This is a genomic window from Methylomonas sp. LL1 (genome assembly GCF_015711015.1).
Taxonomy (GTDB): Bacteria; Pseudomonadota; Gammaproteobacteria; order Methylococcales; family Methylomonadaceae; genus Methylomonas.
Window position 1 is genome coordinate 2,647,300 of the sequence record NZ_CP064653.1, and the last position, 23,211, is coordinate 2,670,510.

The following is a 23,211-nucleotide window of genomic DNA, read 5'->3' on the forward strand; positions in this document are numbered from 1 at the left end:
ATGATTTTATGACCCTACGCCAGACCAGCTTACTACTTCCATTATTTTTATCGGCTTCAGCTGCATTAGCTACCACCCCACCCAAACCTGATGCATCTGACATTGCCGCCAGTTTGTTATCGATCAAAATCGACGGCATGCAGGATTTGCCGATCAGCGGATTGAAGATGGTCAAGACCGGCGCACAAACGGTGTTCATTTCCAGTAATGGTCGCTTTGCGTTTTATGGCGGTAAACTAATGGATGTCTGGACCCAGCAGGAAATCAAGGATTTGCCTGACATCGACAAAATCGCCAATCGCATCGATCTGTCGCGGATGAAACTCAACGTCGATGACTTGGGGCCGGTAACGATTGGGCATGGTAAAGAATCGGTATTGATCTTTATCGACCCACGTTGCCCGTATTGCGGCAAAGTTATGAAAGACCTGCAAACCTTGCAGGACAAATACACCTTCAAGCTGGTGATGGTGCCGATCCTCGGTGCCGAATCGCAAAACATCGTCGTGCAACTGGCGTGTCAGTTGGGTTCAGCGGATGTCAAAACCAAGGAATCCGTGCGCGAACGACTGTTGAAACAGGATTACGCCGGGTTACCGACCGAACAACCCACGCAATGTAACAAAGAGCCGTTACAGAGAACCATCGTTACCGCCAAGCTGTTTGGTTTGCAAGGGGTGCCGTTTCTGATTGCCCCAGATGGCCGTACACATAGTGGCGCGCCGGAAGTCTTGTTCGATTGGTTGGCCAACAAACCCAATGCCGTACCCGCCGCAACCGCTCTTGAACCTACGAAAGTGGAGAAAAAACCATGAAACGTTATTGCCCGTTTCCATTACTCCTTTCCAGCTTGATGTTGGTTCTTGTCACTGGCTGCGCAACCCAGTACGGCTGCAAAGGCATGCCGGATGAACCGCAGTGTTTATCGACCACACAAGCCTATCAAGTCACTAACCCTGCCTTGGCGGAACCATCAGTCGATCAGGACACGCCTATTGAACCTCAACTTCAGCCGAGCCCACCCTTACAACAACCCGTACCGAAGATCGATGACCCCACGCCGATTCGCACCCCGTCGCAAGTCATGCGGATCTGGATTGCGCCTTGGGAAGATGCCGAAGGCGATCTGATGGTCTCCAACTATGTCTACACCGAACTGGAGCCTCGGCGCTGGATGATCGGTAAGTCGGCCCCGACTCTGAGTCCATCGCTCATTCCGCTGCAAGTCGAACAACGGCCACCTGAAAAACATCAGGCATTGGATAACGATGATTTGGAATCGCGTGGTTTGCCATCCACGTTGAACAGCCCAGCCGCCAAAAACTAAATTCTTCACCGCCGTTACCTTCGGGATCGGCGAGTCTTAGCGGGCGACCGCTGATGTTGAGCCGGAGCAAGCTTCCGAGATCGGACGGGTAACTGTCGTCATTCAACTATGAGGTCGTCTTGTATGAAAGTGTCCTATCGAACCGGGGTTCTAGTCGCCCTGGCTTCCTTGTTTTTTGTGTTGTTGGCGCCCGACGCCATGGCCGGTGCCGGCGGCACCGAGTTCAACAACGTCTGGACCTTGCTGACCGGTTGGGTCGAAGGTTTGTTGGGTCGGATCATCGCCATCGTCTTCGTGATTGTCGGTCTGGTCGCTGGCGTGGTACGCGGCAGCATCATGGGCTTCGTGCTGGGTATCGCCAGCGGCGTGGGTCTATTTGCGGCACCGACCATCATCACCAATATTGTCACCGCGACACTATAAGGTTGTTATGAGCAACATTACCGGACCACACCCCGTTACCGAGATGACGGCGGGCAACCGCCGTAACCCAGAACACACGCCTGATCGCACGGTTCGCGTTCAAGCCGCCGATGGTAAACCAATCAATCCGTGCCATCCGGCGCGAGCGCGGGAACTGCTGCGCAAGAAACGCGCCGTGCGCGTCAGCCGGCATCCCTACACCATTAGACTGTTGCTGCAAAATCAGGCTGAAACCATGCGTTTGTTATACGCCGAGGAGGAATCGGCATGAAACAGTCCAGAATCCATACTGCCGATACGCTTTTTTCAACCCTCGCTTATGACTGCGACCACCATTTGTTTTTGCTGGCGGATTCCAGCGTGGGCTTTGGCTTTATCTGCCGGCCATTGACTGGGGCCGATCCCAGCGTTTCCGCTCGAGTCAATGTGTTGCTGAATCAGGACTGGCCGACCGATACTTTATTGCAAGTCAGCCTGTGGACTTCACCTGATATCGAAGAATCGCTGGCCATCATGCAAACACGGCGATTGAAACAGCAAAAGCCGACGTACAAAACGATGACAGGGGCCAGCATCGATTTTCTGCGGCAAGGTACCACCAAACCTCCGGAATCGATTTCAGGCGCTCGGCTGCGACGCAGTCACGTCATCGTCACGGTAAAATTGCCCATCGCCAACCCCAGACCCAGTGAAGCGGAAATCCGCCGCGCCACCGAATTGCAACTCGCCACTCAGCAGTCCTTATCGACGATTGGCTTGTATCCCTCGATTTTGGACGCCGATCAATATGTGCGGGTGCTGAATACCGTACTGAACTGGCAGCCGGATGCCGGTTGGAAAGATCGCGTGGTTCCGGAATGTGATCCGACCCAACTGATCCGCGACCAATTACTCGACTATGACAATGCCTTACAGACGGATGAAAAAGGCGTGTGGCTCGGATCAAAACGAGTAAAAACCCTGTCCGCCAAACGCACGCCCGACCATTTTTACTTCGGCAGCGCCAAGAGTTATCTGGGCGATATTTTGTCCGGTACCCGTGGTATCCGCCAGAATGCCTTGATCAGTCTGACCCTACATTACCCCGATGCCGAATCGACGCGCAGCAAACAGGAAGGCGTTCGGCAATTCATTACCAACCAGGTCAACACGCCGATTGCTCGATTCTTACCGGTATTGGTGCAGCGTAAACACAATTTCGACGTCTTGTTCGAAGCCTATGGCGACGGCGACCGACCGATTCGCAGTTATTTTGGGGTGCTGTTGTTCTGCGATGAATCTGATGAGGCGGCAGCTGTTTCGAATGCTCGGGTGTATTTTCGGGAACTAGGATTTCAGCTGCTGGAAGACAAATATTTCTGCCTGCCGTTTTTCCTGAACTGTTTGCCGTTTGGCCCCGAACGGTCGGCAATTGCAGATTTGAAACGCTACCGTACTTTGGCCACTCGCCATGCCATTCCCTTATTACCGCTGTTCGGCGATTGGGCCGGTACCGGCACCCCTACGTTGAATTTCGTTTCGCGCAACGGCGAACACATGGCCGTGTCGCTGTTCGATACCACCGGCAACTACAACCTCTGTATCGCCGCCGAGTCCGGTAAAGGCAAATCCTTCCTGACCAACGAAATCATCGTCAGCTATCTGACCGAAGGTGCGCAAATCTGGGCTATCGATGTTGGCCGCTCCTATGAAAACCTCTGCGAAGTGCTGGAAGGCGACTTCGTCAAATTCACCCACGGTTCGGGCATCTGCATGAATCCGTTTGAGATCGTGCAGAACTTCGAGGAAGAAGCCGACATGTTAGCGGGATTGGTCAGCCAGATGGCGGCACCGACCGAGAAATTAACCGACTTTCAAACCGCCGGCCTAAAACGGATTTTGAAGCAACTCTGGACCGAAAAAGCCCAGTCCATGTCGGTCGATGACATTGCCAAGCAACTGTGTTCCGAAACCGATCAGCGTTTGAAGGATGTCGGCGAGCAGTTGTTTCCCTTTACCACCCGAGGCGAATACGGTCGCTACTTCAATGGCCGTAACAATGCCAAATTCGCCAACGACTTCACCGTACTGGAACTCGAAGAACTCAAAGGTCGCAAGCATCTGCAACAAGTCGTTTTGCTGCAACTGATCTACCAAATCCAGCAGGAAATGTATTTGGGCGAACGCAACCGCCCGAAGATCGTCATCATCGACGAAGCCTGGGATTTGCTCACCGAAGGAGATGTCGCCAAGTTTATGGAACATGGCTATCGTCGGTTTCGTAAATACGGCGGTGCGGCAGTCACCATCACCCAGTCAGTGAACGATTTATACCGCAATGCCGCCGGCCGAGCCATCGTCGAGAACTCGGCCAATATGTATCTGCTCGGTCAAAAGGCCGAAGTCATCGAAGGCATGAAACAGGATCGGCGCCTACCGTTGTCGGATGGCGGCTATGAACTCCTGAAAACCGTCCACACCCTGCCAGGCGCCTATTCGGAAATTTTCTTCATCACCGAAATGGGCTCCGGCATCGGCCGCCTGATTGTGGATCCGTTCAAACGCATTCTGTTCTCGACCAAGCCGGAAGATGTTCAGGCACTGAAGCAGTTGCGTAGACAGGGACTCAGTCTGGGCGATGCCATTCAGCAATTAACAGACACACGCCAACCGAAATCACGGGAGTTTAACCATGGACGCTAAATCGCAATGGCTCAGCACTGTTTTGATTGCTGCCTGTTTGGGTGGAATCGGTGGGTGGTTTGCAGCTTATCAACAACTTCAGCAGCCACTGGCACGGCTGAATCTGGTTACACCGGTATTCGTACTGGACCGGGCCAAATTGATTCGATCAATTCCGCCCAACGCCAGCCAAGACCAAATGACCAAGATCGTCGATGACTGGCAAAGCCAGGCCAAAAAGCTCAGTGACGCGGGCTATCTGGTGATCGATTCTACGGCGGTGGTTACGGCACCTGACGATGTTTATGTCCGTCAAACCCAAAGGTGATGCGATGGACAAACCCATTACGATACGTCAAACATCCCACAGAAAGCCTATCGGCAAGTTCCTACTCAAGGCCTTGCCGATATTACTCTTCGTCTTGGCCGTCGAACGTTACGTTGGCCAACGCTTTCTAATCGGTGGCGATGATCAGGTTGATCGTTGTTTACCAGACAAATGGATCTATCTGATCGACACCTACAACAAGGACATCTGGCGCGGCGATCTGATGGCGTTTCGTGCCGAGCGCATGTCGCCGTATTTCAAGGACGGTCAGATCATCGTCAAAATTGCAGCGGGTGTAACCGGCGATCATGTTCAGGTCGACAGTCATCAAACCACGGTCAACGGTTCCTTGATCATCGAGGGTTTGCCGTTAGCGGAAAAACTCAAGAAACCCGCGTCGAGTTTCAAACGTGACGAAACCATCCCACCCGCCGCCTATTGGTTGACCGGCAAAACGGATAAGAGTTTTGACTCGCGGTATTGGGGCTATGTCTATGACCACCAAGTGATTGGGCGAGCTTATGCGCTATTTTGAATCCCTGTCCAATCGCCCGTGTCAGGTCGTGTTCTTTTGCTTGGCAAACGTATTACTGGTGGCCTCGGTGAATGCGGAAGAGGAATGGTTATCCAGATCGCAACGAATTCTGAATGCCTTGGATGGTCAAGCTAAGCCTGCGTGGCTGAATGGCAATCCTTATCAGTTGGAAGCAAACCGGCAAGCCCTGGAGGTGATACAGAACTCGAATGCCATGCAATCAATTTCAGCATCCTCAAACCCACTCGACAAAACGGTAACACCTCATCCTGGCAAACCGCTCAAAGTGGTGTTCGTTTCGTTTTCGCTCGGCGATACCGCATTGAAAGGCATATTCGAAGAGGCATCGGGACAGGACGATATGTTGTTGGTGTTTCGAGGCCCAAAACCCGGTCAAAAACTACCAGGTCTGTTTGCCGATCTGAAACGACTTCTGAAAGATATTGATCCCGTACCCAACATCGTCATCGATCCAGTTCGTTTTCAAAAATGGGCGGTAACGTCTGTGCCGGCCATCGTCGTCGAATCGCATGACAAGGCATTGCTGCAGGTGAAAGGTGTCAGCAGTTTGACCTGGCTAAACGACAAGTTCAAAGCCGGTACTAGCGGCGATTTAGGCCGATTGGGCGATGTCTACGACATCGCCGAAATCGATCTGCTCGAAGAAATCAAACGTCGGATGGCTGCGATCGATTGGCGGCAAAAGCAGCAACAGGCCATTGCCCGTTTCTGGGATCAGCAAAAATTCGAAGTGTTGCCAGTCGCGTTGGAAGATCGTGAGCGAGTAATCGATATGACGATCACCGCGCCGCGCAATCTGACTGCGCCGAATGGTCAGCTCATTGTCCGGGCCGGACAAACTGTCAATCCATTGGACAAAATGTCGTTCGGCTTATGCCTGATTGTGTTTGACGCCACCGAAACCGCTCAAGTCCAATGGGTTCGCCAATTGTCATGCCAGGACAAAAAAGCCCGCGTGATGTATCTGGCCACGTCTATGTCGCGTCAGGATGGTTGGGACGGCTTGAAAGCATTGGAAACATCGCTGAATACATCGGTGTACTTGTTGACGCCAGACGTGCGTAGCCGATTTCAATTACAACACGTACCGAGTCTGGTCGAGCAGACCGGCAATCGTCTTGTGGTTCGCGAACGAAAACTGCCGGCTTCGGTGGGAGAACGGTCATGAATTGCCTGATTTTCCCTTGGGCTTTTTGGCTGCTTATGGCACTGGTGACCAACCTTCATGCCGACACAACAACCAACGCCACCGATCCGCTGTGTGCCGATGCCGAGCTTTGGTCTGGCAAGCTGGTCACGGATATTTGCTGGAGCTGTCTGTTTCCAATTCGTGCGGCCGGTGCTTCGTTGGGTGGCGGTAATGTACCCAGTATCGCCACCGATGAGAAATTTTGCTTCTGCACCGATCCGATGGGCATACCACAATTGGGCATGACGGTGGGCTTGTGGAATCCTGCTCGGCTGATTGAGATCGTGCGCAATCCCTGGTGTTCGCCGGCACTGGGCGGACATAAAATCAGTGCCTCAAATGTACGACTGATCGCCACCACCGGCAAGGCGGATTTCGATGCCAGCGAAATGTCGTTTTTCAATTACCACTACTTCGCCTTTCCGCTGACCATCATGCTGGACCTGTTCTGGGATGGCCGTTGCAATAGCGACGGCTATCGGGACTTTGATTTGCTATATGTCTCGGAACTCGACCCAACCTGGAATAGCGATTTGTTGGCATTCTTTACCAGTCCGGAAACGGCGTTGTTCGCCAACCCGGTGGCGATATCGGCCTGTGTCGCCGATGCCGCAGCCGCCGCGACTGGAAATCCCCTGGATGCCTTGTTCTGGTGTGCCGGCGCTTGGGGCCATATGTATCCACTCTCAGGTATTTCTCCTACCAGCTACGGCACCGACCCGCGGATTACCAGTTTGCTGGCCACCCGTGCCACTGCGGCTTTGCATCGCCGGGGGCTGGCCTGGAAAACCTCAGGCAACGACGCCTTGTGCGGTGGGACAATTTATCCATTCATTCCCAAGTCGCAATACCGGCTGAGCATGTTTTATCCGGTCGCGGAAACTGAGTCCAATCATGTCATCGGCGAAACCACTTTCAAATGGGGTGCCGGCCGCACCTTTCCGGGGCCGGGCGAGGATCATCTCTACATCCTGTGGCGCTGGCAGGACTGTTGCGTGGGGTTGTGATGAGTTTCTGGGCATTATTCGAACCGCAGCGCCGGTTTACGCAGACACTGTCTGCGATTTTGTGCGTGGCGATGGCCTGGACGCCGTTTGGAGTGTCTTGGGCGGATGCCATGCAAAATTCAGCTAGCGAGGGTCAGCAGACCGGACAACAGCTTGTTGGCGGCTTTCAATTTCCGCTCGATACCGGCAGCGGGACGCTGACGTTGAACCCAGGCACTTCACAGGAAAGCGCCATTTCGATCGGCACACTGTTTCCGGACACAAACAGCGCCAATACATCGACCAGCGACTTTGCCAATCTCTATGGCAACAATCCCGGTACGCTCGCAGCGGGGCTAAATGCCCAAACCACCTTGAACGGCGAAAGCAGTTTCACCGGCGAAGCCTATCGGACCTTGATCGACAATGCCCACCAGTCGCATCCGGATTTACACAACGATACAGTCTGGAATGCCGGCGATCAGGTTTTTGCCAATTTCACGCCCTGGGCGCAGTCGTTTTCGGACTGTACCACGGTGACCACGCAAACCGAGACCAGTCATTCGGTCCGTATCCCCGACTATCAATTGTGTCTGCGCCAACCGACGGTGCCGCAAAGTTGTACGGCGACGCATCAAGTCAACGTAGAGACCCTACTCCGCTTTGTCTCCGGTAACGGTGGCATGTCTAGTTGTGGATCCGGCTGCATGGATTTGTATGTTGGCCGCGTTGGAGACAACTACTGGTCAGCCGGTTGCGGCGTATTCAATTGGGAAGTGACTTATAACGTCCTGCATCCGGAAGCCATCATCAGCGCCACACTGGAAGACGTCGAGTTCGATGATCATGCTCGCGTGTATTATGGCGGCAATCTAATTTACACCGGTTCGACCGGTTGGGGCGGCGCTTGCGAACTGAGTAATAGCTGGGTCGATCATCCCAATCGTGATGTCACCTATGCCTTCAACAGCACGGGCAACAAAGTCTTTAAACAGGAAACCATGGTCGGTGGTAATGGTGAAGGTTATTCCAGGATACGACTCCGATATGATTTGTCGAAACTGATCACCCAGGATCAATGGAGCTGGAGCGGTCCGAATTGCCAGAATTTGGCCAATGCCATTACCGACGGCATCTGCCAGGCTGGTAGTCAGTTGAGTTGTAGCAATGACCCGGCCAATGCCACCGGTTGTTATGTCGACTCGACTTCGCAAGTCATGGTCTGTGGTTCCGATTTAGCCCAAGCACCCGTGGCCAGTTCGACCGGAATTCGCAACACTTGCATGCGTATCGATGCCGCCGGGCAATGTGATTTGAACCAATACGGTCAATGCTGGACCGACACGGCCGGCACGCATTGCTTGGAGCCACCTGCCAACGGTATTCCCGCCAGGAGTTGTGACACTTTTGAGACTCAAGGCTGTTCATTCATCAAAAGCCAATGCCTGGATGTGTTGGCCTCCGGTACCTGCTGGGATAGCATTGATACCTATGACTGCGGCCAATCGGTTGGCATTCCCGGCATCCAAAGCAATACCCAGCAGCAATGCGCCGGACCGGTGCGCTGTATGGGTGAAGACTGCATCACGGTGAATCGCACTCAGAGTCAGGATTTCAGCAAAGCCGTCGCATTACTGAATAGTGCGCAGCAAATGGCCATGGATTTGCATTGCGACTACGCCAACGCCGATCTGCAACAGAAAGATCCCACCACTTGCCAAGTGTTCCAAGGAAAACCCGCCAGTTGCAAAATGGTCGGCGGCGCGCTCAGCTTGGTGGATTGCTGCGAAACGCCTGAGGGTGCTATGGGCTTAGGACGCTATATCGATTTACTGTTGGCCACCAGTCAATTGGATAATGCCGTCATGACCATGGACAGCACCTCCATCGTCCGTGGCGCCTGGGAAACCATGCGCACGCCGTTTACCCTGGCCGGCGATGCCTGGAATAGTTTTCAGGCGGATTTTGCCTCGGGCGTAAATGACTTGGTCGGTACCGATATGCTGAGTACATCCGACGTCGCCTCACAAGGCTTGCTGGACTCGCTGAAAGGCGAACTGATGAAATCGGTCGCGGAATGGATCGGTAATATCTTTGGCGAGGCTGCGGGTAATGCCTTGTTCAGTGCCGGCGGGCAAGCGGCTTTCGATTCGGCCGGCAATTTAACGCCGGCTGCTGAATCCGGCGGCGTTGAATTGGGTGGCGGCGCAGCCGTGGCAGGTGAAATGCTCAGTACCTTGATGACGGCTTATACCGTGGTCATGATCATCATCATGATTATCCAGATCGTATACGCCTGCGAACAAGAAGAGTACGAACTGGCGGCGAAAAAGCAGCTTAAAGTCTGTACCGACTTGGGTACTGTATGTGAAAGCAAGGTGGCAGGGCTTTGTCTGGTAAGAAAGGAAAGTTACTGCTGCTACAACTCACCGCTGGCCCGTATCCTCAACGAGCAAATCAAACCACAATTGGGGATGGATTTTGGTACACCTGAAAGTCCTGTCTGTACAGGGATTAAAGTCTCGGATCTGGATCGGGTCGATTGGACTCAAGTCAATCTGGACGAGTGGTTGGGCATTCTGGCTCAGACCGGGCATTTACCGACCGCCGCCAATGCTGCGTCCATGCTGAATCTCGATCAACTGACCGGTACCGGCAGCAGACTCAATCCACAAAAATACGGCGCCACCACGACCACGCGCCAAGATACGTTGACCCGCACACAAGGCCGCATGACCGATTTGGACGTCCCAACAGTCAAACGGCAGTCTGAATTGGAAGGCTGGGGCATGGGGCCGCAATAAATACGGCCGAGAACTTACTGAACGGCGTCTTTCAAGCCTTTGCCGGCTTTGAACGATGGCAGTTTGGCGGCGGCTATCGTGATTGCTTCGCCGGTTTGGGGATTACGACCTGTACGTTCGGCGCGCTCTTTCACTTCAAAAGTACCAAAGCCCACCAGTGCTACTGAATCACCCGATTTGAGAGCTGATTGTATAGATTGGGTAATGCCATCCAATGCGCGGCCGGCATCGGCTTTGGTTAGGTTGGCGTGGCTGGAGATGGCGTCGATGAGGTCGGATTTGTTCATTTTGGTATTCCTTGAGGTTAAAAAAACGTGTAATGATTTAATCTTATTTAATGGTATCGGTAAACATGAGCCCCTTCTACTTTAATCTGCTGGCGGTCTGTTTAATCTCATGACAACAACCTAGCCAACTGCGGATCGTTTCGCAGCAACACGCACCACTTGGCAACCGACGACAGCTCGGCATCGGGCCTGGTCATATCTCTTACTTGGAGAAGACAACTTTTGGCTTTCTCTTTTGCGACGGGGTTGCCACCGTTACCGCATTGTGATTTGGCTTTTTGGTACTGCTCGATCAAACGTGAAGCCTTAGTCCAAACCTTTCTACGCGCTTCCGTCAAAGGCTCATGCTCGTTTAACTTTAACCGGTTGACCGTTTCGGCCACACGCAATTTTTCCCACTCGGATGTTCCTGGTGCGGCGATAGCCTTGCCTTCCTCATCAAACGCCAGCAAGTTGACGTCACCGCAATCAATCGGATCCAGCAAATATTGAATTTCGGATTCTTCACACCGATTATCAAACGACGAACAAAGAGATCCGTCATTCAGCGGAAACCAACCGCCCTTTTTGCGATTCCCTACATTGCCGCAAGCCCGAAAATTCATGTAATCAAACGCCAGCCACCAATATCCGTCTCTGTCTTCACCGTCCGCGGATTTAGCTGCTTTTTTCGGGCGAAAATGCTCCACATCCAGATGTGAATAAACATCCCGAGCTTCGGAAAACCAGCACTTGCCACCGGACAACGCCAATAGCCAGGGTTTAAGCTTGCCCCAGTGCTGACTGTTGTCATCGATCAACATGTTTCGATCTTGCAAGTTTCCTGCACCATGATGCGCGGCCATCTCCGCGACCAGCCGATTAGACTCTGCAAGCCATTCCTGCCATTTTTGTTCTGACCATGGTGTCCAATCGGGGATATTGGCATCGGTCGGCAATCGATTTTCCAGATCGATAAATATCATTGCTCATCGTCCTCTTTGAGAATGGCGTTGATGATTTCATCGGCAATCACATCCTGTTCGGCTTGCTCCTCGGGTGACAATGCCGGTTTATGAAAACGGGTGTGCTGCGCCATCTTTCGTACAAACATTGCGTAATAAGGGTCTTTAAAATCAGCATTGGAAAACCCCAAATCGGCTAGTTCGGCGCTCAGGCGAGTGAGTTCGTCATTTTCTTCCTGCGTTCGCAGCGCATCCAGGGAAAATAAATAATTGCGCCGATGCAAACGCCGTTCGGTTTCCGCATCCAGTGTCGACGACAAGCCGAACAGGTCGCTTTTTAGCAAACCCGTTACGCCCATGCCTTGCGGATCGACATCCGGTGTATCGACCACCGTCTTGTTGCCTTGCTTACGCAGGATATGGACTTGCTCGCGTTTCAGGCTGCCGACCATCATGGGATCGTGAGTGGTAATAATGATTTGCGACTCGCCTTGACCAGCAATGCCGTTTACCGGCTTAAGTACACTTTCGATGTCATCGAAATAGCGCAATTTCCAGATGGGGTTCAGGTGGGTATCCGGCTCATCAAGCAGAAACAGACTTTCGCTACCTTGGGTAATCCGCATCAAACCTAGCACGGTCAAAATTTGCAATTCACCTTCGGAAAGCTGGGTAAAGCTAACCTTGCCGCCATGTTCGTCGCGTTTCTTGACCGTGATACGCACTTCCTCGATCAAATCGCCGATATAAGCGCCTTCGGCATAGCGGAAGAAGCTATCGGAACCACCGATCAGATTACCCAGCTCTTTAAGTTTGTCATTGCTGGGCACGAACAGGTAAAGCTGCTTTTGACGCTCCCGCCGGCCACGGAAATCGATCAGTTTAGTTTCCTCATGCTCGATGGGCGCCCAGGCCACTTGCCACAACTTGTCGAGGAACTCGCTAACGACATTGCCTCGCGCATACCAAAAGCGCGGATCGCCTTCCAAAATATCGTCGTCCTTTAACTCTCCGCGCAAGCGATGCGGCTGTTTCAATACGAACAAGGCCGACTCCAGCGATTCGATGTGCAGGTTATTCATCACCTTGGTAAACACCGGATCGTCCGACAGCAAACATGCCAACAACACCAACTGGCTATGGCCGCCCCGGCAATAAAACAGCCGGCGCAGCTTATCGTCGCCAAACTGCCTTAAGGTTTTGCTGTCCTCGCGCTTGCGCAGCTGCTCAATAACCCGGATATCCGACTCACTGGCGGTGAAATTGCGCAACAACTGTTCCGGCAACACTTCCTCGGCGGTAATCTCCTGGCGGCGATTGAATCGGCGTTGATGCTCCTGAAACAACGCCTCCAAACGTTCGTTGCGGCCCGAATAATAGGCAAAGATATGCGAAGGCAACAGTTCCTTGTGCTCCAGCAAATAACCTTGCGATTCCTTTTTGCCGTCCACCCAGACAAAAGGCCGTTTCTGTTTCGCCAAATCGGCTTGCAGCTGCACCTGAATCCCGCGAATGCTGTAATCCAGCTCGTAATCAAAACCGGCTTCACGGTCCAAATCCACATCCCTAAACAGAGTGATGATGGCTTCGATCAAGTTGGATTTGCCGGTACCGTTCTGACCGATCACGGCATGACTGCGAATGGTTTTTTCGCTTTCCCCGTTAGCTGATTGGAAAACCTCGCTGAAGGCGATTTCCACATCCTTCAGGTTTTTGAAGCTGCCGATCTTGATTCTTTGCAAGTGCATGGCTTATTCCATTCGCCTCGTATTCAGGCTGTCTCCAGCTGGCGCATATTGGCCATTTCCGGTTCCTGTATCCAGCCTTTGTCGACTTCCAATTTCAACTGGGCATAAAAGGCATCGATCTCGCCGCCGAAGCGTTGCCATAAATCCTTGGCGGCCATCTCGCCGTTTTGATGAGCGAGTATCGCGGCCAGTGGCGCTTGTTCCTTGGTGCTGGGCGGCGTACCCAGGCGCAATGGGGCGATCAGTTCGGTTTTGGGGGCTTTCAAGGGATGTTCCTCTTCTTCGGTGCGAATACCTGAAATCGCTGAAACACTTGCAGCAGCAAATAGCTCAGCAATCTTTGATGAATTCTCGATCTTCTCAAGCAATTGGTCGCAAATTATTCCATAGTGTTTTAATTGCCTGACGATTTCTTCGAGCACATCCGGTGGCGGTACTGGCACCGGAACACTTGCAACTTGGGATAGGTTGAGGCCTGGTTTGTCACCATAGATATATCGAGACAAAAACTTTCGCCCACCGTAACTATTCGTCATCCAGAAATGAATGAATTCACTTTGCTCAGGCTTTTTGATGCGAATTAGGGCTACATGCTGACTAACGTATGCATTAAAACCAAGAGCCGGCACACGAGCACATTTGCCGACATTCCCACCTGTGATAGTTAGCAATAAATCACCTTGTTGTACCAGTGAACGCTTACCTTCTGCTTTCTCCGGCAATGAAACAAAAGCTGGATTTTCAAAAATTAGAGCATCGTGTTTGATGTCTTGCGAACGGATGAATGCGTCGCCTGATGTTGATATATATCCCTTCCATCCTCTGGAACCACTGGTGATGTACTCTGCAAGTTCGCCAAGCGTCTGCCAATCCCATCCAACGGGAAGTAGCGGCAGCTCATCCTCTGACTTGGTGTCATTAATTGTTGAATTTGGCAGAAGCCACCCTCGTAGCGCCAAATCAAAAATGGCATCTCGAAGAGCCGCGACATCCTGCGGCGCTTGTAAAAGCTGACCGAAGTTGTCGGCAAGACGTGTCCAGTTGGTTTGCAGCTCACGCGGGTTGGTGGATGCGGCGACAGCTTGCAGGATGGATAGCCTTAGATTGTTTTGCAGGCTGCGGCGCTGTTGCTGCTGGAGTTCCAGCTCGTCGCACAAGGCCATCAGCTCATCGACCTTAGCGACGATGCGAGGAATCTCTTCCTTTGGTGGTAACGCAATTAGGATATTAGAAATAGAATCTTGATTGAGAGTATTGCCTTTGATTGCAGCCTTATTACCTGCTGAAATATCAAACCCATTCAAACATTTGAAAAAAAACTCTTTTAGAACAGCTGCGAATGGCTCAATCGTAATTATTGCTTCGTTGTGGTATGCGTCTATTCCCAGGATACACAACTTGCCAATCGTCAGTTTAAAGCTCATTAGTAGTGATCCGGCTGGAATTGGCGCACTTTTAAAAACTTCAACTCGTGCTACTTCTGATAAGGTTTCGCTGGTGGTACTAACAATCTTGCCATGCTGAAGGTCTGCAATAGAGAACCATGGGTAATCCCCTGTATTCCAGTATTTATTTTCCTTGCGAGATGGTGTCCGACCTGCAGAAAAACTACAAAGTTCGCCGAACCGGCACCACAGCCAATTGGGTGGAATTTGCCACGGACTTATGAATTGTTCATTACGAATTTTTCGATTAGTTCGTATTTCGCCCTGTTTACCAAGCGCTTCTCGACGCAACTGGATTTCGGTTAGAAATTCAAGCGCATTTTCAGTATCTTGTTGGGCTGTTAGTAGGCCTGATACCGCCAGGTGCAATATTAGCTCCCGCAACCGCGCGACTCCCGCCGGCGCATTGGCAATATGCCCAAACTCAGCCAAAAACTGCTTGGCATCCATCAGTCCATCTCCTCGCTGCGGTTCTCCAACCGCTGCCGTGACTGAGCGATGGCTTGATGCAGCTTTTGTTGCAGAATTTCCTTAGGCGGCAGTTCGGTCAGATATTCGGCGACGTGGATGCCGGTCTGATCCAGCTCCAGCAGTTCGATTTGTTCCTGCTTCTTGCCGCTACAGAGAATGATGCCCAGCGGCGAGGCTTCGCCGGGCTCCTGTTCATATTTCGCCAACCAACGTAGGTATAGCTCCATCTGGCCCTTGTCGGCGGCTTTAAAATCGCCTAATTTCAGGTCGATGGCGACCAGGCGTTTCAAGCGGCGGTTGTAGAACAACAGGTCGATGTAAAAATCGTCGTTGTCGATCTGCAAGCGCTTTTGCCGAGCGACAAAGGTAAAACCGGCACCCAATTCCAGCAGGAAGTTTTCCAGTTCGCGCAGGATGGCGTCTTCCAGGTCTTTTTCCAGGTAGCGATCTTGCAGGCCCAGAAAGTCGAGCACATAAGGGTCTTTGAACAGCAGATTGGGCATGATTTCGCCGGTTTCGCGCAGCGCGGCCAATTCGGCGGTCAATACTTCATCGGGTTGGCGTGATAGCGCGGTGCGTTCGAACAGCATGGAGTCCAGCCGACCTTGTAGGGTACGGGTGCTCCAACGTTCGGCTCGGCACATTTCTATATAGAATTCGCGTTTCAGCGGGTCGTCGATGTAAATCAGGCTGCGCAGGTGGGTCCAGCTTAATTGTCTACTCAGTGCGTAGACAATCTCTTCGGTTGGAAACACCTCGGCAAAGCGCAGCATGTGGCGCAGGTTTTTGCTGGAAAAACCGCGCCCATAGTCGGTTTCCAGCTGCTTGGCCAAGGTAATAACGATTTGTTCGCCGTATTCGGCGCGCTCGCCTTTGAGCACTTCGCGCTGGATGCGCAGGCCGATGTGCCAGTACAGCAGGGTCAACGCGCTGTTGACGGCGGTAGCCAGCTGAGCGCGGCTTTGGCCTATCAGCTGGCGAATATCGGTCAGCAGGGCTTGCGAGTCCGCATGATCGATGGGTTTCATACTTCAGCCTCGGCGGTAAAGTGGTGCGCCAACGCGGCGGCCAGCTCGCTTTTTAAATGGTTTTCGGTTTCCTCGATTTCGCCGAGCAGAGTTTTATATTTGTCCAGCAGTACGTCGGGATCGTGGCTTTCTTCCGCTGCGGTATTGGGATTTTTCAAATCCAGATTGTAGATCGGCCAGTACAGACGATCGCCGGCGGCCTGGGCATCGCGTGCGGCCAGTCGCAAAGCGTCAGCTTGTTCGCGCAAGCCGGCCATTTGCTCTTCCACTTTTTTACGATAGTCGGCATCGTTGACGCCGGTCAGCGAGGTGCGCAAATCCCTGACTTGGTTTTCTAGCGCGGCGGCCTGATTATTCAAATCCTCGGCCTTGTCCCAATGCGGCTTGGCGGCCGCTTCGGCTTGCTGTTTCAAGGTTTTAAAGTCGACTTTCCAGGCCTGCTCGCTTTCTATCCGGTCGGCGAAGTCGTTGTCCGCCTTACCCCACCAGGCTTTTTCGGCCTCAAATTCTTCCAGGCGGATCGGCTTGGTTTTGGAATAGCTTTTGTAGCCAGTCGGATACGGATGTTCGTAAAACCAGATGGCTTCGGTCGGCTTGCCTTTGTTGAAAAACAGCAGATTGGTTTTGATGGTGGTGTACGGCGCAAACACGCCTTTGGGCAGGCGAATCACGGTATGCAGGTTGCATTCGCTCAGCAGCAGTTCTTTGAGTTTGCCCTTGATGCCATCGCCAAACATAAAGCCGTCCGGCAATACCACGGCAGCGCGGCCGTCTTCCTTCAACAGCTTTTTGATGATCAAGGCCATAAACATGTCGGCGGTTTCGCGGGTTTTCAGATCGCCGGGATAATCGGAACCCACGCCGTCGTCTTCGTAGCCGCCAAACGGCGGATTGGTGACCAGACAATCGACTTTTTCGTTGGCACTCCAGTCGTTCCAAGCCCTACCCAGGGTGTTGCGACGTTCAATTTGGCTGGGTACTTCAATACCATGCAGCAACATGTTGGTGGTACACAGCAGATGTGGCAGCTGCTTTTTTTCCATGCCCCGAATCAGTTCCTCGATAGCGCGTTTATCGTCGGAACCCGATTTATCGCTCAGTTGGCGCAGAAAGTGGTCGATGGCGGCGGATAAAAAGCCACCGGTGCCGCAGGCCGGATCGAGCACGGTTTCGCGCTTCGCCAGGTTGGGATTGAGCGTTTGCACCATGAACTGCGTGATGGCACGAGGCGTATAGAACTCACCGGCATTACCGGCGCCACGCAGGTCGCTGAGTAGTTGCTCGTAGACATCGCCCAAGTGGATACGGGCTTTGAAGTCGTGGAAATTGATGGCTTCTTCCAGCTTTTCAATCACGGCCAGCATTTGCGGGCCGGATTTCATGTAATTGTTGGAATCCTCGAAAACCTGCTTGATGACTTTTTGGGTAGGGCCGTCCGCCGCGTCTATTTCCTTTAGCGTGGGAAACAGTTGGTTGTTGACGAAAGCGATCAGTTCGCTGGCCTGGATTTGCGGTTTCTTCTTGCCCTGGTCATCGGTTTTATAGGCAGCCCAATTGCGCCAACGGAGATTTTCCGGCAACGGCGATTGGTAGTCGGCATTGTCGTCTTCCCATTCTTCTTCGCGTTGGTCGAATACTTTGAGAAACAGCATCCAGGTCAATTGGCCGATACGTTGCGCGTCGCCGTCGACGCCGTCGTCCTTGCGCATGATGTCCTGAATGGATTTGATGGTACTGCTTAGATTCATGTTTTAGTGCTTATGTTGAAATACGTCGGCGGCAATAGCTCAGGCCGACTTTTGTTGTGTGGCTTCTTGATACAGCGCATTTTCCAGTTCATGGACGGCAAGCGCAAAGTTTTCCGCGCTGCCGAATATGCCGCGGCGAATTTGGGTTTTGGTGCCGATTTGGTCGAATGGCGGCAGTTCCAGCACTTTGCTGTCTTCAATGTCTTGAATGCCGTGATCGGCGAATTTATCCAGCAAGGCATCGAGTACGGCACGGGCTTGATCGCCATACTTGGAAAACACATCGCGTTTTTTGACTTGATTGGCGCGTTCGCGGCGGGTCAATGGTTTTTGGTTAAACGCCACATGAGCAACCAAGTCGAAAGCATCCAGTTGTTCGCCATTCGCTACGGCCTGCTGCAAGACTTCCAGCGGGATACCGAGGTCTTTGAGTTCTTCCAGGATAGCCTGCTTGCGCTCGGCTTCCGACCAACGGCGCAGAAAATCGGTCAAGGAACCGAATTGTGCTTGCAGGGATTTTTTGATGTCTTCCTTCAGCAGAACACGATAGTCCTCCGTAATCAGTTTGCCGTCGGCGTCCAGGTACTGCGAACGTTCAACAGCTACCTGTACGTCGATGTCGTCCAGTACGTATTTGATGCGACCCTCGCCACCGGTTCCTCCGCCAACGCCGGGTTCTTCCTCGCCGGGCACATAGGTTGGTGGCGTCGGTTCGGTAATGGTGGGCGGTTGGTCGTCGGGTGGAACCACAGGCTCGTCGGGTTTGGGTTCGTAAATAACCACGGGATCACCATCGAAGTCCGGGTCGGCAAACAACCGAGTCGCACCCTTGAAGTCCATGATGGTGAAGTAGAGCTTGTGGTAATCCTCGCGCAGACGGGTGCCACGTCCGATGATCTGCTTGAACTCGGTCATGGAATTGATGGTTTGATCGATGGCGATCAATTTGCAGGTTTTGGCATCGACGCCGGTGGTCAATAGCTTGGAGGTGGTGGCAATGACCGGATAAGGCTCGTCGTTATCGATAAAATAAGACAGTTGCGCCTTGCCTTCATTGTCGTCACCGGTGATACGTACCACGTAGCGGCGGTTGCTGGCCGCGGCGGGAATCAGTTTGACCAGTTCCTGACGCATACGCTCGGCATGATCTTGATCGTCGCAGAAGACGATAGTCTTGGCTTTGGGGTCGGTATTTTTCAGGTATTCCCATATCCTGCCGGCAACCAATTTGGTACGTTTTTCCAGAATCAGATTGCGGTCGAAGTCCTTGGTGTTGTATTGGCGCTGTTCAACGACCTGTCCGTTTTTGTCAATTTTGCCTTTTTCCGGCGTGTAGCCCAGGGCATCGGCATCGGTAACGATACGGATGACTTTGTAGGGAGCAAGAAAACCGTCTTCTATGCCTTGCTTCAGCGAATAGGTGTAGATCGGTTCGCCGAAGTAATGAGTGTTGCTGACGTCCTTGGTTTCTTTCGGTGTGGCGGTCAAGCCTAGGTGAGTAGCGGCTGTGAAATAGTCCAGGACTTCGCGCCAAGCCGAGTCATCGGCCGCACTACCGCGATGGCATTCGTCGACGACAATCAGATCGAAAAAATCGGCCGGAAACTGCCGGTAAATTTGTTTCCATTCTTCCTTACCGGTAACGGCCTGATAGAGGGCGAGATAAATCTCGTAATTTTTCTTCACCTCCCGATTACCGATTTTGTGCATGTTTTCGCCAAAGGGAGCAAAGTCTTGCTGCATGGTCTGATCGACCAGAATATTGCGGTCGGCAAGAAACAGAATGCGCTTTTTGGATTTCGCCTTCCACAAGCGCCAGATAATTTGAAACGCGGTGTAGGTTTTGCCGGTGCCAGTGGCCATCACCAACAATGCTCGTTGCTGGCCTTTGGCTATAACTTCTATCGCCCGATTGATGGCAACGCGTTGGTAATAACGGGGTTCGCGGCCGCTGCCGTCACTGTGAAAGGGTTGTTCGATTAGTTTAACGGCGGCAGGATCGGTCAAGCCTTTCCACTGTTGGTGCACGGCCCATAGTTCATCCTGACTGGGAAACTGCTCCAGGGCTAATTCCCGCTCTACAGGCTGAGTGAGTCCCGTGCGATCATGGAGCAGAAACCCGTTGCCGTTACTGCTAATGGCAAACGGGGCATCCAGTAATTCGGCATAAGCCAGAGCCTGCTGCATGCCATGCCCTACTGAAAATTTAGCTTGTTTGGCTTCTACAACCGCTATGGGAAGATTGGGTTTTGCATACAGCACATAATCGGCTCGTTTTGGCCCACCCTTGACCTCGGGGTTTTTGATCCGAGCCGCGAGTTTGCCGCGCACCATGACGCGGCCATCGGTAAGTTGCACTTCTTCACGAAATTGATGCTGTTGCCAGCCTGCTTGCTGGATCGCGGGCGTGATGAATTTGGTGCAGATATCGCGTTCGCTGAGGGTTAGTTTGTCCAAGCGTCTTTCCTTAGATTTAAGCGACTCCACGATAATCGGTAATTTTGCCTATCGTCCATAACCATTTTGCCGCGGCTATAAAGCCAACAATCGTTGAATCAGACATGGCAAGTTCCAAGTGACTACGCTCAATACGGCATAAAACACCCCGGAAATTACCATTGCAATGTACAAGGTCTTCTTACGTTTATTGAGTAAACTGAGGAAATTATCCTCTTTGTCCTTTCTTGAGGTGTAGTTTTGCAGCGTATCCAACCACTTTTGACTTTCTCTATAGGTCAGACTGACATCACGCCAATGCATGATTAGTTGAAGTGCGCAGGATAGGATCAGGTATCCGGCTAAAAATTTAACCACCAGAGAGAGCTCATCACTGATCAATAGAGACGCTAAGTTTTTTTGATCGAATTTTCCAATAAACGAAAAGCCGATGAAAACCAGTATTCCCAATATATCCCTGGTAAGAGACGCGACTAGGTCGCGAACTTTAGCCGCAAACAAATCAGCCTGAGCTTTCATATCCTTCATCAGCTCGCGCATCTCTTTATGGTAGGCATCCTTTCGCTCTAAAATGACGAATGCGTAGCTATCGCGAGCCTGCTGCAATGCAACATCCAGATACTCTTGCATACAGAAAAGCAGCGTGTCCTCAGCTTGGCTATCGATCGACAACCGATCCATTACGAGCTTGAGTCTTGTTTCCGGCCTCTCCTGATAAACCCAAGCAACCGTTTCAACTAATTTGGCAAGCGTCTGAGATTGGATAATCTGCCCTGGTTTCTCCAAGGGCATGGAAACCCGTTTGGTACCACGCAATGTTGCTTCGTATCGGCCATCGACACGTTTTAATTCTTGAACCAAACAAGCCGATAGAACCAGGGCGCTCATCTTGAGCAAGGGACCGGCGGTGTTTTCATTAATGACACCCCATGTCAGCGCAAAGCCGCTGGGGCAAACTCGTATCGATCTGTCTGCGGCATTGACATGAATCAGACCATGTATTTCGGACATCGGCGGCATGCTGACGGACTTGGCTTCCGGCACAGGGGCAGCGACTGGCAGTACCCATAAGGATTCACTGCCATAGGCATGCTGCAATCCATTGACCCTTATCGTCGTGGGATTTACAAAATCGGGCTCTGGACTGACAGGATGAACGAAAGGATCAACGGTTTCTAACCACCTGTGAAATCCATTTAGCGAAAAAAACAACAAGGTATCTTCAACATCTCGGGCTGGTACTTTTTTTGCCAGCGCAGATTTAGCCAAGACGAACCGCCACGGCTCGTCATCATAGGATGCGTCTGACAAATCATCTGACCCAAGATTTTGCGTGTCGGAAACTCGAATCACGCCAGCGCCAGAACAGTCCTCCTGGCTCAAGATATCCAGCAGTCGAGCAAGTTTGTTTCGAATAGCCCCATTCAAAGATTGCCCTTCAATAGTCAATCGACGACTTTCCTCTGTGACTACTGCAGAGTCAACGGCTAAGTCTTCAATGATGCCAAGCAAATCGGGGATAGTCATGGGTTATCAGTCTTTAGTTTCCAAACGATTCGTCAAAATTTTGATGAGTTTTCTGCCGCCCTCAACATTTTCGATCGTTATGCCAACGGCTTCATTATCGCCTTCGTAAGTTATGACGACCCCTTCCGCAGTCTGATAGATTTGTTTGCGCGCTTTTTGCGGTAGAGAGTCGGGTTTTGGCTTGAATCGCTGTCCGACAACACCTGCTTCCGCTAACTGCTGACGCAAGTCATTAATGAGTTCAGACTTTCTCCGGTCATCGTCATCACGGACGACCGCGTTGAGATACGCCTCTGTATCGAAAATGTCATGATCATTCAAATAATTTAGTGAGCGACCGGCGTAAGTGTTTGCATCCTCCCCCGGCGGCAAATCATCTTTAGGCAATTTTTTAGCCCATTGACGGACAGCGCTATGAGCAGACCGCGTCAGAACCGAATCCTGTTGCCGCTCTGTTACTCCCAGGAAGCCGCGAAAGTAATCGCTAAGGCCAATTCGCTTGGTTCTGTCAAAGGCCAAAACATCCCAAGCAAAACGATCAGAAACATCAATCAAGGCACATTTCTGTATTGCCGATTTGGTTTCGTTTAGCGAGTTTTCGATTTCTTCTACAACCGCGACTCTCTTACCTTCAAGTTCTTTATAACTATAGGAAAAGGAAGGCCGTTTATCCATTTTCACCAAAAACACCAGTTTCTTCCAATCGTTTGCTGCAGCGAGATACTTTACGGTAGCAACGACAAATACACCGGCAGCCATCTGTCCTTTATGACGTTCAGCAAAGTCGGATGTAATGTGACGAGATAGTTCTGTAAAGCGACCAGATTGTTCCACCAACTGTTCGCACTTCTCTTTAAGATGTACGGAATCCGGTTTAAAAACGTACTGAGTGCCTTCCGCTACATCTCGTAAGCGGTCCAAAAAGAAGGTTTTTTGCTTGCTCTGTAACTGAACTTCATCCAGGAAAACAACCTCTTGGTTTCCATCGGCGTCAGGTTGGATGATATGGAAAATAAACTCCACGATCTCCAAACTCTCCCTTTGCGTGTCACTTAATACTCCCTCAATCGACGATGGCATACCATTAGCTCCTTATAAGCATATTTATCTGGCTAATGATAGGCGGCTGACTAGCCATTTGTCACCCTAGAACATGGCCAATCGCAACTTTTTATGCAAAAGCGATGGTGCCCATGGAGTATTTGCCTTCGTCAGCTTTAGAATTATTGTCATGTATAGTTAGCAATAATTCTTAATAAATGTCAGGTATACCTATTTTCTG

The 23,211-nt window shown here is 51.7% G+C and carries 19 protein-coding genes; 10 read left to right on the forward strand and 9 right to left on the reverse strand.

What is annotated here, in order from left to right; translation table 11 throughout:
• Positions 1–8 precede the first annotated feature (8 nt).
• The 10 genes from IVG45_RS12300 (at position 9) to traN (ending at position 10,274) form a co-directional block, all read left to right on the forward strand.
• Positions 9–815 carry a DsbC family protein gene (locus IVG45_RS12300; protein WP_196434117.1) on the forward strand — a complete coding sequence of 269 codons (807 nt, stop codon included), beginning with the start codon at positions 9–11 and terminating at the stop codon, positions 813–815.
• On the forward strand, positions 812–1,327 hold the full coding sequence (locus IVG45_RS12305) for a TraV family lipoprotein (RefSeq protein WP_196434118.1): 516 nt from the start codon (positions 812–814) through the stop codon (positions 1,325–1,327). The genes IVG45_RS12300 and IVG45_RS12305 overlap by 4 nt, the downstream gene beginning before the upstream one ends.
• 123 nt (positions 1,328–1,450) lie before the next feature.
• A complete protein-coding gene (gene traA / locus IVG45_RS12310; protein ID WP_026601817.1) occupies positions 1,451–1,750 on the forward strand; it encodes a TraA family conjugative transfer protein in 300 nt (99 codons plus the stop codon).
• A gap of 7 nt (positions 1,751–1,757) precedes the next feature.
• Positions 1,758–2,021, forward strand: coding sequence for an RRXRR domain-containing protein (locus IVG45_RS12315; protein ID WP_230874567.1), 264 nt, complete (start codon positions 1,758–1,760; stop codon positions 2,019–2,021).
• Positions 2,018–4,432: a type IV secretion system protein TraC gene (gene traC, locus IVG45_RS12320; RefSeq protein WP_196434119.1), complete on the forward strand. Its 2,415-nt coding sequence runs from the start codon at positions 2,018–2,020 to the stop codon at positions 4,430–4,432. The genes IVG45_RS12315 and traC overlap by 4 nt, the downstream gene beginning before the upstream one ends.
• Positions 4,422–4,739, forward strand: a complete 318-nt coding sequence (locus IVG45_RS12325) for a hypothetical protein (protein WP_196434120.1) — start codon at positions 4,422–4,424, stop codon at positions 4,737–4,739. The genes traC and IVG45_RS12325 overlap by 11 nt, the downstream gene beginning before the upstream one ends.
• Entirely contained in the window at positions 4,717–5,274 is a 558-nt protein-coding gene (gene lepB, locus IVG45_RS12330; protein ID WP_230874568.1) for a signal peptidase I, read from the forward strand. The genes IVG45_RS12325 and lepB overlap by 23 nt, the downstream gene beginning before the upstream one ends.
• A gap of 40 nt (positions 5,275–5,314) precedes the next feature.
• A complete protein-coding gene (locus tag IVG45_RS12335; RefSeq protein ID WP_230874569.1) occupies positions 5,315–6,463 on the forward strand; it encodes a TrbC family F-type conjugative pilus assembly protein in 1,149 nt (382 codons plus the stop codon).
• A complete protein-coding gene (locus IVG45_RS12340; protein ID WP_196434122.1) occupies positions 6,460–7,491 on the forward strand; it encodes a TraU family protein in 1,032 nt (343 codons plus the stop codon). Before IVG45_RS12335 ends, IVG45_RS12340 begins: the two co-directional genes overlap by 4 nt.
• Positions 7,491–10,274: a conjugal transfer mating pair stabilization protein TraN gene (gene traN, locus IVG45_RS12345; protein WP_196434123.1), complete on the forward strand. Its 2,784-nt coding sequence runs from the start codon at positions 7,491–7,493 to the stop codon at positions 10,272–10,274. Before IVG45_RS12340 ends, traN begins: the two co-directional genes overlap by 1 nt.
• 14 nt (positions 10,275–10,288) lie before the next feature.
• Here traN and IVG45_RS12350 read toward each other — a convergent pair whose 3' ends face one another.
• The 9 genes from IVG45_RS12350 to IVG45_RS12390 all read right to left on the reverse strand — a co-directional run bounded on the left by IVG45_RS12350 (position 10,289) and on the right by IVG45_RS12390 (position 23,009).
• Positions 10,289–10,561 (reverse strand): HU family DNA-binding protein, encoded by a 273-nt coding sequence (locus tag IVG45_RS12350; protein WP_196434124.1) that lies wholly within the window; start codon positions 10,559–10,561, stop codon positions 10,289–10,291.
• Positions 10,562–10,668: 107 nt separating this feature from the next.
• The gene (locus IVG45_RS12355) at positions 10,669–11,499 is read right to left on the reverse strand and encodes a hypothetical protein (RefSeq protein ID WP_230874570.1); all 831 of its coding nucleotides are present in this window, start codon (positions 11,497–11,499) and stop codon (positions 10,669–10,671) included.
• A 23-nt stretch (positions 11,500–11,522) separates the two neighbouring features.
• Positions 11,523–13,253, reverse strand: coding sequence for an AAA family ATPase (locus IVG45_RS12360; RefSeq protein ID WP_230874571.1), 1,731 nt, complete (start codon positions 13,251–13,253; stop codon positions 11,523–11,525).
• Positions 13,254–13,276: 23 nt separating this feature from the next.
• On the reverse strand, positions 13,277–15,148 hold the full coding sequence (locus IVG45_RS12365; RefSeq protein WP_196434126.1) for a restriction endonuclease subunit S: 1,872 nt from the start codon (positions 15,146–15,148) through the stop codon (positions 13,277–13,279).
• Positions 15,148–16,197: a PDDEXK nuclease domain-containing protein gene (locus tag IVG45_RS12370; protein WP_196434127.1), complete on the reverse strand. Its 1,050-nt coding sequence runs from the start codon at positions 16,195–16,197 to the stop codon at positions 15,148–15,150. The genes IVG45_RS12365 and IVG45_RS12370 overlap by 1 nt, the downstream gene beginning before the upstream one ends.
• Positions 16,194–17,945 carry a class I SAM-dependent DNA methyltransferase gene (locus IVG45_RS12375; protein WP_196434128.1) on the reverse strand — a complete coding sequence of 584 codons (1,752 nt, stop codon included), beginning with the start codon at positions 17,943–17,945 and terminating at the stop codon, positions 16,194–16,196. The genes IVG45_RS12370 and IVG45_RS12375 overlap by 4 nt, the downstream gene beginning before the upstream one ends.
• A gap of 39 nt (positions 17,946–17,984) precedes the next feature.
• Positions 17,985–20,402 (reverse strand): EcoAI/FtnUII family type I restriction enzme subunit R, encoded by a 2,418-nt coding sequence (gene hsdR, locus IVG45_RS12380; protein WP_196434129.1) that lies wholly within the window; start codon positions 20,400–20,402, stop codon positions 17,985–17,987.
• Positions 20,403–20,477: 75 nt separating this feature from the next.
• On the reverse strand, positions 20,478–21,929 hold the full coding sequence (locus tag IVG45_RS12385) for a hypothetical protein (RefSeq protein WP_196434130.1): 1,452 nt from the start codon (positions 21,927–21,929) through the stop codon (positions 20,478–20,480).
• A 6-nt stretch (positions 21,930–21,935) separates the two neighbouring features.
• A complete protein-coding gene (locus tag IVG45_RS12390; RefSeq protein WP_196434131.1) occupies positions 21,936–23,009 on the reverse strand; it encodes a nucleoid-associated protein in 1,074 nt (357 codons plus the stop codon).
• Between the last annotated feature and the right edge of the window lie 202 nt (positions 23,010–23,211).

Excerpts from the sequence above, each read along its gene's own strand:
- IVG45_RS12365 (WP_196434126.1), bottom strand. The coding sequence starts at position 15,148 with ATGGATGCCAAGCAGTTTTTGGCTGAGTTTGGGCATATTGCCAATGCG.
- IVG45_RS12375 (WP_196434128.1), bottom strand. The coding sequence starts at position 17,945 with ATGAATCTAAGCAGTACCATCAAATCCATTCAGGACATCATGCGCAAG.
- IVG45_RS12315 (WP_230874567.1), top strand. The coding sequence starts at position 1,758 with ATGAGCAACATTACCGGACCACACCCCGTTACCGAGATGACGGCGGGC.
- IVG45_RS12390 (WP_196434131.1), bottom strand. The coding sequence starts at position 23,009 with ATGCCATCGTCGATTGAGGGAGTATTAAGTGACACGCAAAGGGAGAGT.
- traN (WP_196434123.1), top strand. The coding sequence starts at position 7,491 with ATGAGTTTCTGGGCATTATTCGAACCGCAGCGCCGGTTTACGCAGACA.
- lepB (WP_230874568.1), top strand. The coding sequence starts at position 4,717 with ATGTCCGTCAAACCCAAAGGTGATGCGATGGACAAACCCATTACGATA.
- IVG45_RS12340 (WP_196434122.1), top strand. The coding sequence starts at position 6,460 with ATGAATTGCCTGATTTTCCCTTGGGCTTTTTGGCTGCTTATGGCACTG.
- IVG45_RS12325 (WP_196434120.1), top strand. The coding sequence starts at position 4,422 with ATGGACGCTAAATCGCAATGGCTCAGCACTGTTTTGATTGCTGCCTGT.
- traC (WP_196434119.1), top strand. The coding sequence starts at position 2,018 with ATGAAACAGTCCAGAATCCATACTGCCGATACGCTTTTTTCAACCCTC.
- IVG45_RS12350 (WP_196434124.1), bottom strand. The coding sequence starts at position 10,561 with ATGAACAAATCCGACCTCATCGACGCCATCTCCAGCCACGCCAACCTA.
- IVG45_RS12370 (WP_196434127.1), bottom strand. The coding sequence starts at position 16,197 with ATGAAACCCATCGATCATGCGGACTCGCAAGCCCTGCTGACCGATATT.
- IVG45_RS12300 (WP_196434117.1), top strand. The coding sequence starts at position 9 with ATGACCCTACGCCAGACCAGCTTACTACTTCCATTATTTTTATCGGCT.
- IVG45_RS12305 (WP_196434118.1), top strand. The coding sequence starts at position 812 with ATGAAACGTTATTGCCCGTTTCCATTACTCCTTTCCAGCTTGATGTTG.
- IVG45_RS12360 (WP_230874571.1), bottom strand. The coding sequence starts at position 13,253 with ATGCACTTGCAAAGAATCAAGATCGGCAGCTTCAAAAACCTGAAGGAT.
- IVG45_RS12385 (WP_196434130.1), bottom strand. The coding sequence starts at position 21,929 with ATGACTATCCCCGATTTGCTTGGCATCATTGAAGACTTAGCCGTTGAC.
- traA (WP_026601817.1), top strand. The coding sequence starts at position 1,451 with ATGAAAGTGTCCTATCGAACCGGGGTTCTAGTCGCCCTGGCTTCCTTG.